The organism is Pseudomonas sp. SGAir0191 (assembly GCF_002812565.2).
GTDB classification, from domain to species: domain Bacteria; phylum Pseudomonadota; class Gammaproteobacteria; order Pseudomonadales; family Pseudomonadaceae; genus Aquipseudomonas; species Aquipseudomonas parafulva_B.
This window is the reverse complement of record NZ_CP025035.2, coordinates 1,109,489-1,122,893: the sequence shown is the minus strand read 5'-3', so window position 1 is coordinate 1,122,893 and position 13,405 is coordinate 1,109,489. Positions and strand designations below refer to the sequence as shown.

Genomic DNA, 13,405 nt, shown 5'->3' with positions numbered 1-13,405 from the left:
AGCGCTGCATAGCGTAACGCGCACAGTCACTGAAGCGGCCATTGCATCTCGCCCTTGGCCACCTTGGCGCTGAGCTCAAGCGCACTCTGATCGCCCAGCCCCGGATAGTGTCGTTTCATGGCCTCGACCAGCGCCGCCGCATCCCTTGCCACTCGCGCCTGCGCCTCGAAGGTGCGGATGTAATCGGCGGTAAAGCCAACGGACTGCGGTGAGTAATCACTGGCACCGACGAAGTGGCCGGGCACCACGGTTTGCGGCGCAAGTGCCTGGATGTCCGCCAGGGTTTGCAGCCAATGGGCACGCGAGGCTGCCGATTGTGTGTCGGCCATCCACACATGAATGTTCTGCGAAACCACGACGCCGCCAACCACTGCCTTGATCGAAGGTATCCAGACAAAGCTACGGTCTGGCTGCGGTCCTTCGAGGCCGCGCACCTCCAGCACTTGGTCCTCGAGCAGCAGACGGTTGCCTGCCAGCGCCTTGGGCAGCACCAGCCGTTCAGGTTTGTCCGCCCCCATTTCAGGCCCCCAGTACGCCAGTTTGGCCTCCATGGTGTTGCGGATGTGTTCGACAGTGGCGGCCGAGGCCACTACCTCGGCGTCCGGGAACGCCTGGGTCAGGGTTGCCAGGCCGAAGTAGTAATCGGGGTCGCCCTGGCTGATGTAGATCGTCGTCAGGCGCTTGCCACTGGCGCGCAGTCGCTGCACCAGTTGCCGGGCGTGGTCATTGCCAAATTGTGCATCGATCAACACGGCGTCACGTTGACCGCTTACGATCACGGAGCTGACCGCGAACGGCGCATCGGCGCCAGGGTTGTAAACGTCAAGTTGCAGGGGGGCGGCTGCCAGCAGTGGGGCGGCACAGGCCAGGCATCCGAGCACCAGGCCACGCAAGGGAGAAAGCAGTGTCATCGCAGGCATCCGTCAGAATGGGAATACCTGGCAGCTTAAGGGGCGACACCCTGCAGAAAAATGCCATGCTTGCACATGGTTTGTTTCTAAAATCGGGCAAATGATGGATCGTCTAACCGCTATGCGCGTTTTCGTCACGGTCGTGGACCTTGGCAGTCAGTCGGCGGCGGCCGAGCACCTGCTGCTCTCGCGGCCCGTGGTCTCTCGGTACCTGGCACAGCTCGAAGCGTGGGTGGGGGCGCGGTTGATGCAGCGCACCACGCGCCGGCTCAGCCTCACTGCCGCGGGCCAGGACATCCTGCCGCGCTGCAGGCAATTGCTGGAGCTGGCCAGCGAACTGCAGGGGGCCGTACAACAGCAAGACCAGACACCGCGAGGGACATTGCGTATCAGCGTCAGTACGTCATTTGGACAGGCGCAGCTGGCCGATGCCGTGGCCGCCTACGTGCGCCAGTACCCCTTGGTAAAAGTCGATCTGCAGATGCTCGATCGCACCGTGAACCTGGTGGACGAACGCATCGACCTGGCCATCCGCAACAGCAACGACCTGGACCCCAGCCTGGTTGCCCGCCGCCTGAGCGTATGCCGCTCGGTGATCTGCGCCGCGCCCGCCTACCTGGCCGAACACGGCACGCCCGAGCGGGTCGAGGACCTGGCGCACCACAATTGCCTGACACACAGCTATTACGGCAATGGCGTGTGGCAATTCGAGGTCGACGGCCAACCGGTTGCAGTGCCGGTCAAGGGCAACATCAGTGCCAACGAATCCCTGACTTTGCAAAGGGCCGTAGCAGCAGGGGCCGGCATCGCCTTGCTCCCGTCCTACCAGGCGGCCGCCGCCCTGCGCAGCGCAGAACTGGTGCGCCTGCTTCCCGAGGCCAGGCCGCAGGCCCTGAACCTGACGGCGGTCTATACCTCGCGCAAGCACATGCCGGCGACCTTGCGCACCCTGCTGGACTTTCTCGTCCAGCGCTTTGAGGAGGAACCGGCCTGGGACCGGGACCTGTAAGCGCCCGCTTACTCTTCGACGCTCATGTATTCCTTGGCCCAGCGGATGTAGTCCTCGGGCTGGGTGTAGGTATGCGAAAGCTCGGTGGCGCTCAAGTTATCGGACTTGTGCTGCTGGCCACGCTGCTGGCGCAGGCAGTCGTACGTCGCCTTGATGGCGGCGAAGTAAGCCGCGTGACCGTCGACGGCGATGCGCACGCCAAGGCTTGCCAGGCGCTCGTCGTCGTGCAGGTTGGGGTTACCGTAGGTCACCAGCATCAAGGGTACGGTCAGGTGGCTGGCGATCTGTTCGAGCTGGTCGAAGTCCTTCACCCCTACCATGCAGATGCCGTCAGCACCCGCTTTCTGGTAGCTCTGGGTCCGCACGATCACTTCCTCGGTGCTCAGCACGCCGGCGTTGGTCCGGGCGATGATCGACAGGGACGAATCGACGCGCGCCTCGAGCCCCGCGCGAATTTTGCCCACGCCTTCTTCTACCGATATCAGGTCGGTGGACTTGCGGCCGAACTGGGCCGGCAACAGCGTATCTTCGATCGTCAACGCCGCCACACCGGCGCGCTCCAGCTCCGTGACCGTGCGCATCACGTTAAGCGCATTGCCGTATCCGTGGTCAGCGTCTGCCAGTACCGGCAATTGGGCTACGCGACCAATTCGCGTGGCCTGCTCGACGAATTCGCTGAGTGTGATCAGGGCAAAATCCGGCGCAGCCAGTACCTGCAACGATGCCACCGACCCTCCAAGGATGCCGACCTCAAAACCCAGGTCTGCGGCAATACGCGCAGACATGGGGTCGAACACCGAGGCGGTGTGGTAGCAAGAACCTGAAGCGAGCAGCTCGCGGAAGGCAATACGCAGATCTTGGTGGGAAGCCTTGGGCATGATCACTCCGCAATTGTAGAAATTTCTGAACGGTAACTACCGGCCTCTGTATCAGGCGTACCTGCACAATTCATGGACCACTCAATTCGGGGTCATGCTCCACATGCAGGCAGAGGAATAAAGGTGTAGGAGCCAGGGGAATCCGATTAACCCCCGAGAGGTCGCACCAAGCTGGTGCAAACAGGGGCTTAGAGCGGGATTGGCATACCAAAGATATCACGGGGCCAGCCTTTGCTGGATGAATGCTCTGATGCCGATCGTGCATAGGCGATGCCCAGAGTACATAGGAAGCTACGTAACTCAGGTTACACTGCCATGCTTTAACTGCTCAAAAACAAGGAATTGCCGTGCCCCCTGCCCTGCCCGCGATTGCCCTGCGCCAGATCCTGACCGCCTTGATGCTGGCCATCTTTCTCGGCGCGCTGGATCAAACCATCGTGGCAGTGTCATTGCCTGCGATTTCCGCGCAGTTCAACGATGTCGGTCTGTTGGCCTGGGTCATTTCCGGCTATATGGTGGCCATGACCGTGGCCGTGCCGATCTACGGCAAGCTGGGCGACCTCTATGGAAGGCGTCGCATGATCCTGACCGGGATTGGCGTGTTCACCGTCGCCTCGATCGGCTGTGCGCTGGCTCAGGACATGCCGCAACTGGTCCTGGCCAGAGTGCTGCAAGGCATCGGCGCCGGCGGCATGGTATCGGTGAGCCAGGCGATCATCGGCGACTTCGTGCCCCCGCGCGAACGTGGGCGTTATCAGGGCTATTTCAGCAGCATGTATGCCCTGGCCAGCGTGGCGGGGCCGGTACTGGGCGGCTGGCTGACCGAGTACCTGTCCTGGCGCTGGGTGTTCTGGATCAACCTGCCGCTGGGCATCGCCGCGCTGTGGGCTATCCAGCGCGCTCTGGCCGGTCTGCCCGTGCAGCATCGGCCCGCACAAGTGGATTACCCGGGCGCGCTGCTGCTGATCGTGGGGCTGGGCAGCCTGCTGCTCGGCATCACCCTGGTCGGCCAGGGGCAGGCCTGGACGGCCCCCAGCGTGCTGGGCCTGTTCACCTGCACCGTGGTCGCCATGGCCATGTTCATCCTCCAGGAGCGTCGCTGCGTCGAGCCACTGCTGCCGTTGAAGCTATTCAATAATCGCGCCGCGGTGCTGTGCTGGGGGGTGATTTTCTTCGCCAGTTTCCAGGCCATTTCCCTGACCATGCTGATGCCCTTGCGCTACCAAGGCCTCACCGGTGCCGGTGCCGACAGCGCCGCCTTGCATCTGCTGCCCTTGGCAATGGGATTACCCATCGGTGCTTTTACCGCAGGACGCCTGACAACGCAGCTTGGCCGCTACAAGCCGCAGATCCTGGTGGGCGCCCTGCTGATGCCCGTGTCTATCTTCGCCTTGGCAATCACCCCGCCGCAGGCCGGGCTGGCCAGTGCACTGTTCATGCTGCTGACAGGGGTAGCGTGCGGGATGCAGTTCCCGACGTCACTGGTAGGCACGCAGAATGCCGTGCAGATCCAGGACATGGGGGTCGCCACCAGCACCACCAACCTGTTTCGGTCCCTCGGTGGCGCCATGGGCGTGGCGTGCATGTCGAGCCTGCTGCTGGCCTTGCTGCACCAAGGCGGGCTGGCGTTGCTGGACAATCCGCTGCTAGGGACTTTCAAGGCCAACCCGGTGAGTCCCGAACTGCAGGCACACCTGGCGGTCACGTTCCGGCATCTGTTGATGGCCAGCGCAGGGGTTGGCGTCATTGCACTGGTGGTGGCGGTGTTGCTGCCTGATCGGCCACTGCGCGGGCACTGAGGTGGCACACAGGTAGGCTCAGGTGCGACTCACTGGCCCGTACCCTGGGAATCAAGCCCTCACAAACCTTCACAAAGTCTCATTTGCGCATCGCCGGGCTCAAGCGCAGCATATCCAGCCCGGCGTCGACCCATTTCTCGGCGTTGCCCAGCAGGTCCACGCTGTCGGGCAGCAACAGCCAACGCCTGATCAACCCGTCGACGTAGGAAAACATGGCCACCGCGGCCCGCTCCACATCCAGCTCCACCGGCAGTTGGCCGCGGCGCACGGCATTGGCCAAGGCCAGGGTAATGCCTGTATGGCAGTCCACTACCGCCACCTGGCGCTGCTGGCGGATTTCGCACATGTCATCGGTGAACTCGCACTTGTGATGCAGAATCTCATTGATACGGCGTGTCCTGGCGTCGAGCACCAGGTCGTTGAACACTTGCAGCAGCAATTTGCGCATGCAGTCGAGCGGGTCGAGTTCGTCTTCGCTTTCGCTGGCGCGTGCAAGATGGTCATGGGTTTCATGCAGGCTGTCGAGCAGTGCCTGCACCAGTTCGGCCTTGTTATTGAAGTGCCAGTAGATTGCACCTCGCGTGACGCCCGCCTGTTCGGCGATGTCCGCGAGGGTGGTTCGCGCAACCCCGCGCTTGTAGAAAGCCCTTTCCGCCGCCTGGATGATCTGGGCGCGGGTTTCCTGGGCTTCCTCTTTGGTTCGACGGACCATGGCAGTACAACCTCATCTGGCCCGAACGCGGTGACGCGTGCGGGAAGGCTCCGGGGCGCCTCTTGGGGGCACCTGGCGGATCAAGCTAATCAAGGGCTGTGGCGGTAGCCATGGACAACCCGGCGGTATTTACAAACAACCATGAATGTAAGTATATTCCTTAGCAAGCTATTTATCCACCGGATAGCCATTTATCCAGATCAAGACATTCCATTACTCTTGAGCGTCTCCCTGCTCCTGCGATCCGAGGATTCTCATGCAATTCAAGCCAGCCGTTACCGCCCTGGTTTCAGCCGTAGCCCTCGCAACCCTGCTCAGTGGCTGCAATAAAGAAGACCAAGCCGCGCAGCAGCAGCAACAGCAGCAGGCGCCTCAAGTCGGTGTAGTAACCCTACAGCCGCAAGCCTTCACCTTGACCACCGAGCTGCCGGGCCGCACCAATGCCTACCGGATCGCCGAGGTTCGTCCACAGGTCAACGGGATCATCCTCAAGCGCCTGTTCAAGGAAGGCAGCGAGGTCAAGCAGGGCCAGCAGCTGTATCAGATCGACCCGGCCGTGTATGAAGCCAACCTGAGCAAGGCCCAGGCGGACCTGCAGGCTACCCGCTCTCTGGCTGATCGCTACAAGCAACTGATCGAGGAGCAGGCGGTTTCCCGGCAGGAATACGACGACGCCAATGCCAAGCGCCTGCAAGCGGAGGCCTCGCTCAAGAGTGCGCAGATCGATCTGCGCTACACCAAGGTCCTGGCCCCCATCAGTGGCCGCATCGGTCGTTCGGCGGTAACCGAAGGTGCGCTGGTCAACAGCGGCCAGACCAATGCCATGGCCACCATCCAGCAACTGGACCCGATCTACGTGGACGTGACGCAATCCACCGCCGAGCTGCTCAAGCTGCGGCGCGAGCTGGAAAGCGGCCAACTGCAGCGCGCCGGCGACAACGCAGCGTCCGTGCAACTGGTGCTCGAAGACGGCACCCTGTACAAGCAGGAAGGCCGCCTGGAGTTCTCCGAAGTGGCCGTGGACGAAACCACCGGCTCGGTCACCCTGCGTGCCATTTTCCCCAACCCTGACCACACGTTGCTGCCTGGCATGTTCGTGCATGCACGGCTCAAGGCTGGCGTGAACGCCAACGCCATCCTGGCACCGCAGCAGGGCGTGACGCGCGACCTCAAGGGCGCCCCTACCGCGCTGGTGGTGAACAAGGACAACAAGGTCGAACTGCGCCAGCTCAAGGCCAGCCGTACCGTGGGCAGCGACTGGCTGATCGAGGAAGGCCTCAACCCAGGCGACCGCCTGATCACCGAAGGCTTGCAGTACGTGCGCCCAGGCGCCGAGGTCAAGGTCAGCGAAGCCACCAACGTCAAGAAGCCGGACAGCCCGAACCAGGGCAACGCAGCGAAAGCAGACGCCAAAGCGGAGTAAACCATGTCGAAGTTCTTTATTGATCGCCCGATCTTCGCCTGGGTGATCGCCTTGGTGATCATGCTGGTCGGCGCCTTGTCGATCCTGAAGTTGCCGATCAACCAGTACCCCAGCATTGCCCCACCGGCCATCGCCATTGCCGTGACCTACCCGGGCGCTTCGGCGCAAACCGTGCAGGACACCGTGGTGCAGGTGATCGAGCAGCAGCTCAACGGTATCGACAACCTGCGCTATGTGTCGTCGGAAAGTAACTCCGATGGCAGCATGACCATTACCGCCACCTTCGAGCAGGGTACCAACCCCGACACCGCCCAGGTTCAGGTGCAGAACAAGCTCAACCTGGCCACCCCCTTGCTGCCGCAGGAAGTGCAGCAACAGGGTATCCGCGTCACCAAGGCCGTGAAGAACTTCCTGATGGTGATCGGCCTGGTGTCCGAAGACGGCAGCATGACCAAGGACGACCTGGCCAACTACATCGTCTCCAACATGCAGGACCCGATCTCGCGGACGGCCGGTGTGGGTGACTTCCAGGTGTTCGGCGCCCAGTACGCCATGCGCATCTGGCTCGATCCGGCCAAGTTGAACAAGTTCCAGCTCACCCCGGTGGACGTCAAGACCGCCGTGGCTGCCCAGAACGTACAGGTGTCCTCCGGCCAGCTCGGCGGCCTGCCTGCCATGCCTGGGACGCAGCTCAACGCCACCATCATCGGCAAGACCCGCCTGCAGACTGCCGAGCAGTTCGAGAAGATCCTGCTCAAGGTCAACAACGATGGCTCCCAGGTCCGCCTGGGTGATGTCGCCCAGGTCAGCCTGGGCGGCGAGAACTACGCCGTCAGCGCCCAGTTCAACGGTAAGCCCGCCTCGGGCTTGGCCGTCAAGCTGGCCACGGGCGCCAACGCACTGGACACGGCCAAGGCCTTGCGCCAGACCATTGCCGACCTGGAGCCGTTCTTCCCGCCAGGGGTCAAGGCGGTATTCCCGTATGACACCACGCCGGTGGTCACCGAATCGATCAGCGGGGTTATCCATACCCTGATCGAAGCCGTGGTGCTGGTGTTCCTGGTGATGTACCTGTTCCTGCAGAACTTCCGCGCCACCGTCATTACCACCATGACCGTACCGGTGGTATTGCTGGGCACATTCGGCATCCTTGCCGCCGCTGGTTTCAGCATCAACACCCTGACCATGTTCGCCATGGTGCTGGCCATCGGCCTGCTGGTGGACGATGCCATCGTGGTGGTGGAAAACGTCGAGCGGGTGATGTCCGAAGAAGGGCTGCCACCCAAGGAAGCCACCAAGCGCTCCATGGAGCAGATCCAGGGCGCGCTGGTGGGTATCGCCCTGGTGTTGTCGGCCGTATTGCTGCCCATGGCGTTCTTCGGCGGCTCCACCGGTGTGATCTACCGTCAGTTCTCCATCACCATCGTCTCGGCCATGGGCCTGTCGGTGCTGGTGGCGCTGGTCTTCACCCCGGCGCTGTGCGCCACCATGCTCAAGCCTTTGAAAAAGGGCCAGCACCATGAGGCCAAAGGCGGGTTCTTCGGTTGGTTCAACCGCAACTTCGATCGCACCGTCAACGGTTACGAGCGCAGCGTGGGGGCCATCCTGCGCAACAAGATCCCGTTCCTCTTGGCCTATGCCCTGATCGTGGCTGGCATGATTTTCCTGTTCACCCGCATTCCGACTGCGTTCCTGCCTGAGGAAGACCAGGGTGTACTGTTTGCCCAGGTCCAGACGCCGGCCGGTTCCAGTGCCGAACGTACTCAGGCAGTGGTCGACCAGATGCGCGAATACCTGCTCAAGGACGAAGCCGACACGGTGTCCTCGGTGTTCACCGTCAACGGCTTCAACTTCGCCGGCCGCGGCCAGAGCTCGGGCATGGCGTTCATCATGCTCAAGCCCTGGGGTGAGCGTACGGCGGAAAACAGCGTATTCGGCCTCGCTCAGCGGGCGCAGCAGCACTTCTTCAGCTTCCGCGACGCCATGGTCTTCGCGTTCGCCCCGCCAGCGGTGCTCGAGCTGGGTAACGCCACCGGCTTCGACGTATTCCTGCAAGACCGCGGCGGTGTCGGCCATGCCAAGCTGATGGAGGCTCGCAACCAGTTCCTGGCCAAGGCTTCGCAGAGCAAGGTGCTCAGCGGTGTACGCCCCAACGGCCTGAACGACGAGCCGCAGTACCAGCTGACCATCGATGACGAGCGTGCCAGCGCCCTGGGCGTGACCATCTCGGACATCAACAACACCCTGTCGATTGCCTTCGGTGCCAGCTACGTCAACGACTTCATCGACCGCGGCCGGGTCAAGAAGGTCTACATCCAGGGCGAAGCCAATGCCCGGATGAGCCCGGAAGACCTGCAGAAGTGGTATGTGCGCAACGCCGATGGCGAAATGGTGCCGTTCTCTTCCTTCGCCAAAGGTGAATGGACCTACGGCTCGCCCAAGCTTTCGCGCTACAACGGCGTGGAAGCCATGGAAATCCTCGGTGCCCCTGCACCTGGCTACAGTACCGGTGAGGCCATGGCCGAGGTCGAGCGCATCGCCGGTGAACTGCCAAGCGGTGTAGGGTTCTCCTGGACGGGCATGTCCTACGAGGAGAAGCTCTCCGGTTCGCAAATGCCGGCCCTGTTCGCCCTGTCGCTGCTGTTCGTGTTCCTGTGCCTGGCAGCGCTGTACGAAAGCTGGTCGATCCCGATCGCCGTGGTGCTGGTGGTGCCACTGGGCATCATTGGTGCGTTGATCGCTACCAGCCTGCGCGGGCTGTCCAATGACGTGTACTTCCTGGTCGGCCTCTTGACCACCATCGGCCTGGCGGCCAAGAACGCCATTCTGATCGTCGAGTTCGCCAAGGAATTGCACGAGCAGGGCCGAAGCCTGTACGACGCGGCGATCGAGGCGTGCCGCATGCGTTTGCGCCCGATCATCATGACCTCGCTGGCCTTCATCCTCGGCGTGGTACCGTTGACCATCGCCAGCGGCGCCGGCGCCGGCAGCCAGCACGCCATTGGTACCGGCGTGATCGGCGGCATGATCAGTGCGACTGTACTGGCCATCTTCTGGGTACCGTTGTTCTTCGTCGCAGTGTCGTCGCTGTTCGGCAGCAAAGAGCCGAAAAAAGATGACACCCCTGAAACTCCACGTTATGAGGCTGGGCAATGACCAAGTCTTTGTTGTCCCTGGCAGTCACCGCTTTCATTCTCGGCGGCTGCTCGCTGATCCCCGACTACCAGACCCCGGAAGCACCGGTGGCTGCCCAGTGGCCGCAAGGCCCGGCCTACTCGCCTACCCAATCGGCGGACGTCGCTGCCGCCGAACAGGGCTGGCGGCAGTTCTTCAACGACCCGGCGCTGCAGCAATTGATCCAGACCGCGCTGGTCAACAACCGGGACCTGCGCGTCGCGGCGCTGAACATCGACGCCTACCGCGCCCAGTACCGCATCCAGCGTGCGGACCTGTTCCCGGCGGTGTCTGCCAATGGCAGCGGCAGCCGCCAGCGCATCCCGGCGAACATGTCGCAGACGGGCCAGTCGGGCATCACCAGCCAGTATTCGGCGACGCTGGGCGTCAGTGCGTATGAACTCGACCTGTTCGGCCGCGTGCGCAGCCTGTCGGAGCAGGCGCTGGAGACCTACCTGTCCAGCGAGCAGGCGCGTCGCTCCACCCAGATCAGCCTGGTAGCGAGCGTGGCAAACGCCTACTACACCTGGCAGGCCGACCAGGCGCTGTTCAAGCTGACCGAGGAAACCCTGAAGAACTATCAGGAAAGTTACAACCTCACCCGCCGCAGCAACGAGGTGGGCGTGGCGTCGGCGCTGGACCTGAGCCAGGCCCGCACGGCTGTCGAAGGTGCCCGGGTCAAGTACTCGCAGTACCAGCGCCTGGTCGCCCAGGACGTGAACAGCCTGACCGTCCTGCTGGGTACCGGCATCCCCACCAACCTGCCTGAGCCGCTGCGCCTGGATGCCGATCAGCTGGCCGAGGTACCGGCGGGCCTGCCGTCGGACCTGTTGCAGCGCCGCCCTGACATCCAGGAGGCCGAGCACCTGCTTAAGGCGGCCAACGCCAACATCGGCGCTGCCCGCGCGGCCTTCTTCCCCAGCATCAGCCTCACGGCCAATGCAGGCACCTTGAGCACCGACATGGGCGGGCTGTTCAAGGGAGGGTCGGGCACCTGGCTGTTCCAGCCGCAGATCAACCTGCCGATCTTCACCGCCGGCAGTCTGAAAGCGAGCCTGGACTACGCCAAGATCCAGAAGGACATCAACGTCGCCCGCTACGAGAAGTCCATCCAGACTGCGTTCCAGGAAGTGTCCGACGGGCTGGCCGCGCGCAAGACCTTCGAGGAGCAATTGCAGGCCCAGCAAGACCTGGTGCAAGCCAACCAGGACTACTACCGCCTGGCCGAGCGTCGTTACCGTATCGGCATCGACAGCAACCTGACCTTCCTCGACGCCCAGCGCAACCTGTTCAGCGCGCAGCAGGCGCTGATCGGTGACCGCCTTTCGCAGCTGACCAGCGAGGTCAACCTGTACAAGGCACTCGGTGGTGGCTGGTACGAGCGCACCGGGCAGGCCAGCCAACAGGCCTCGGTACAGACGCCCCGCGGCTGATACCCGCCCGCTTGCTCACCACCGGCCAGGCCTCGACAGACGCGGTGGGTGGTGAGCAAGGCGCGGCCCTGGCATTCGCCAGGCTGATGATGATGGTGACCACAGCTATCCTGAGCTATATCGGGCACACCCCGGCAAGCCCACCAGGAGGCAGCACCATGAACACCCTCGCCGAGCACCTGATCCGTTACGCGGGCTATCACCGCGACCCACGCAACATCGTCACCCATTTCGTCGGCATACCCTTGATCGTCCTGTCCGTGGCCATTCTGTTGTCGCGGCCAGGCGTGTCCCTGGGCGGCATCTGGTTATCCCCTGCCCTGCTTGTCTCGGCGGCGGCTACCTGGTTCTACCTGCGTCTTGAGCTTCGCTTCGGCCTGGTGATGGGCGCCCTGCTGGGCCTGTGCCTGTGGCTGGGTCACCTGCTGGCGGTGCAGACCACGGCGCTGTGGCTGTCGGTAGGCGTGGGGGCGTTCGTGGTGGGCTGGATCATTCAGTTCGTCGGTCACCACTACGAGGGGCGCAAGCCAGCGTTCGTCGATGACATCAGCGGCTTGATCATCGGGCCGCTGTTCGTGGTGGCCGAGGCGGCGTTCCTGATGGGCCTGTGCCCTTCGCTCAAGCGTCAGGTCGAGAGCGCCGCCGGCCCCGTGGCGGTGCGTAAGGCCATGCGACACTGACATTGCCGGCAGGCCGTCCCGTTACAGCAGACGGCCCACCGCGCCTCACGTCCTGTGTCGGCCCTCAATGATCGTGGTGCAGGTACTTGGCTTGTTTTGGCAAGCGCAGGCTGAACAGGAAGGCAACGGCCATCATTGCCGTCACGTACCAGTAGAACGTGTTCTCCATGCCCAGGGTTTTGAGGCCTAAAGCCACGTACTCCGCTGACCCGCCAAACACGGCGTTGGCCACCGCATACGCAAGCCCCACGCCCAATGCCCGTACCTGGGGTGGGAACATCTCGGCCTTCACCAGGCCGCTGATGGAGGTGTAGAAGCTGACGATGCACAGCGCCAGGCTCACCAGCACGAACGCCATGAATGGGCTGCTTACCGTCTTGAGCGCCATGAGCAATGGCACCGTGAACACCGTGCCCAGCGCGCCGAACAGCAGCATGGAGTTACGCCGGCCAATGCGGTCGGACAACATGCCGAAGAACGGCTGCATCACCATGAACAGGAACAGCGCCCCAGTCATCGCGTAGCTGGCGTGCTTGGCGGTCATACCGGCCGTGTTGACCAGGTACTTCTGCATGTAGGTGGTAAAGGTGTAGAAGATCAGCGAGCCGCCGGCGGTATAGCCCAGCACCGTGATGAAGGCCGCCAGGTGATTGCCGAACAGACCGCGAATACTCCCGGCGTCCTTGTCCTGGCGCGTCTCTGCGCTGCTGGTTTCGTGCAGCGAGCGGCGCAGCATCAAGGAGATGACGGCAGCGACCGCACCGACCACGAAAGGAATTCTCCAGCCCCAGGCGCGCAGCTCGTCTTCGGTCAGTAACTGCTGCAGGATCACCACCACCAATACCGCCAGCAACTGGCCGCCAATCAAGGTCACGTACTGGAACGATGCAAAGAAGCCCCGCTGGCCACGCAGAGCCACTTCGCTCATGTAGGTCGCCGTGGTGCCGTATTCGCCACCCACCGACAGGCCTTGAATCAAGCGCGCCAGCAGCAGCAATGCCGGGGCCCAGGTACCGATGCTGGCGTAGGTGGGCAGGCACGCGATGGCCAAGGACCCGAAGCACATCATCAGTACCGAGATCATCAGTGAGTTCTTGCGACCGTGGCGGTCGGCCAGGCGTCCAAAGATCCAGCCGCCGATAGGCCGCATCAGAAAGCCTGCGGCAAACACGCCGGCGGTGTTGAGCAGCTGCACGGTCGGGTCATCGGAGGGGAAGAACGCCGGGGCAAAATAAATGGCGCAGAAGGCGTAGACATAGAAGTCGAACCATTCCACCAGGTTGCCTGAAGAGGCGCCGACGATGGCGAAGATGCGTTTGCTACGCTCCTCGCCGGTGTAGTGAGGGGTGGTCATGTCAGTCGTGCTCCTGGAGGATACAAGGTAAG

Annotated in this window: 10 protein-coding genes; 6 read left to right on the top strand and 4 right to left on the bottom strand. The window is 62.8% G+C overall.

The window, feature by feature from the left end; genetic code table 11:
- Positions 1-26 precede the first annotated feature (26 nt).
- Complete coding sequence (locus tag CWR53_RS05075; protein WP_058603236.1) at positions 27-911, bottom strand: MBL fold metallo-hydrolase; 885 nt, start codon at positions 909-911, stop codon at positions 27-29.
- A gap of 103 nt (positions 912-1,014) precedes the next feature.
- Here CWR53_RS05075 and CWR53_RS05070 point away from each other — a divergent pair, with 103 nt between their 5' ends.
- Complete coding sequence (locus CWR53_RS05070) at positions 1,015-1,920, top strand: LysR family transcriptional regulator (protein ID WP_100852588.1); 906 nt, start codon at positions 1,015-1,017, stop codon at positions 1,918-1,920.
- A gap of 8 nt (positions 1,921-1,928) precedes the next feature.
- Here CWR53_RS05070 and CWR53_RS05065 read toward each other — a convergent pair whose 3' ends face one another.
- Positions 1,929-2,798 carry an oxaloacetate decarboxylase gene (locus CWR53_RS05065; protein ID WP_058603237.1) on the bottom strand — a complete coding sequence of 290 codons (870 nt, stop codon included), beginning with the start codon at positions 2,796-2,798 and terminating at the stop codon, positions 1,929-1,931.
- Positions 2,799-3,145: 347 nt separating this feature from the next.
- Between CWR53_RS05065 and CWR53_RS05060 the strand changes: the two genes are divergently transcribed.
- The gene (locus CWR53_RS05060) at positions 3,146-4,597 is read left to right on the top strand and encodes an MDR family MFS transporter (protein WP_100850952.1); all 1,452 of its coding nucleotides are present in this window, start codon (positions 3,146-3,148) and stop codon (positions 4,595-4,597) included.
- Positions 4,598-4,676: 79 nt separating this feature from the next.
- Here CWR53_RS05060 and ttgR read toward each other — a convergent pair whose 3' ends face one another.
- Complete coding sequence (gene ttgR / locus CWR53_RS05055; RefSeq protein ID WP_058603239.1) at positions 4,677-5,309, bottom strand: efflux transport transcriptional regulator TtgR; 633 nt, start codon at positions 5,307-5,309, stop codon at positions 4,677-4,679.
- Positions 5,310-5,565: 256 nt separating this feature from the next.
- Here ttgR and CWR53_RS05050 point away from each other — a divergent pair, with 256 nt between their 5' ends.
- The 4 genes from CWR53_RS05050 (at position 5,566) to CWR53_RS05035 (ending at position 12,019) form a co-directional block, all read left to right on the top strand.
- Entirely contained in the window at positions 5,566-6,732 is a 1,167-nt protein-coding gene (locus CWR53_RS05050) for an efflux RND transporter periplasmic adaptor subunit (RefSeq protein WP_027914542.1), read from the top strand.
- A 3-nt stretch (positions 6,733-6,735) separates the two neighbouring features.
- Positions 6,736-9,888, top strand: coding sequence for a multidrug efflux RND transporter permease subunit TtgB (gene ttgB, locus CWR53_RS05045; RefSeq protein WP_100850951.1), 3,153 nt, complete (start codon positions 6,736-6,738; stop codon positions 9,886-9,888).
- The gene (locus CWR53_RS05040) at positions 9,885-11,339 is read left to right on the top strand and encodes an AdeC/AdeK/OprM family multidrug efflux complex outer membrane factor (protein ID WP_058603242.1); all 1,455 of its coding nucleotides are present in this window, start codon (positions 9,885-9,887) and stop codon (positions 11,337-11,339) included. The genes ttgB and CWR53_RS05040 overlap by 4 nt, the downstream gene beginning before the upstream one ends.
- Positions 11,340-11,497: 158 nt before the next feature.
- Positions 11,498-12,019 (top strand): DUF962 domain-containing protein, encoded by a 522-nt coding sequence (locus CWR53_RS05035; RefSeq protein ID WP_058603298.1) that lies wholly within the window; start codon positions 11,498-11,500, stop codon positions 12,017-12,019.
- Positions 12,020-12,083: 64 nt separating this feature from the next.
- Here the strand turns inward: CWR53_RS05035 and CWR53_RS05030 are convergent, their stop codons facing one another.
- Complete coding sequence (locus CWR53_RS05030; protein ID WP_058603243.1) at positions 12,084-13,373, bottom strand: MFS family transporter; 1,290 nt, start codon at positions 13,371-13,373, stop codon at positions 12,084-12,086.
- Positions 13,374-13,405: the final 32 nt, after the last annotated feature.

What these genes read in the sequence shown, in the direction of transcription:
- CWR53_RS05050 (WP_027914542.1), top strand. Translation starts at nt 5,566, where the DNA reads ATGCAATTCAAGCCAGCCGTTACCGCCCTGGTTTCAGCCGTAGCCCTC.
- CWR53_RS05075 (WP_058603236.1), bottom strand. Translation starts at nt 911, where the DNA reads ATGACACTGCTTTCTCCCTTGCGTGGCCTGGTGCTCGGATGCCTGGCC.
- CWR53_RS05030 (WP_058603243.1), bottom strand. Translation starts at nt 13,373, where the DNA reads ATGACCACCCCTCACTACACCGGCGAGGAGCGTAGCAAACGCATCTTC.
- CWR53_RS05070 (WP_100852588.1), top strand. Translation starts at nt 1,015, where the DNA reads ATGGATCGTCTAACCGCTATGCGCGTTTTCGTCACGGTCGTGGACCTT.
- CWR53_RS05040 (WP_058603242.1), top strand. Translation starts at nt 9,885, where the DNA reads ATGACCAAGTCTTTGTTGTCCCTGGCAGTCACCGCTTTCATTCTCGGC.
- CWR53_RS05065 (WP_058603237.1), bottom strand. Translation starts at nt 2,798, where the DNA reads ATGCCCAAGGCTTCCCACCAAGATCTGCGTATTGCCTTCCGCGAGCTG.
- ttgR (WP_058603239.1), bottom strand. Translation starts at nt 5,309, where the DNA reads ATGGTCCGTCGAACCAAAGAGGAAGCCCAGGAAACCCGCGCCCAGATC.
- CWR53_RS05035 (WP_058603298.1), top strand. Translation starts at nt 11,498, where the DNA reads ATGAACACCCTCGCCGAGCACCTGATCCGTTACGCGGGCTATCACCGC.
- ttgB (WP_100850951.1), top strand. Translation starts at nt 6,736, where the DNA reads ATGTCGAAGTTCTTTATTGATCGCCCGATCTTCGCCTGGGTGATCGCC.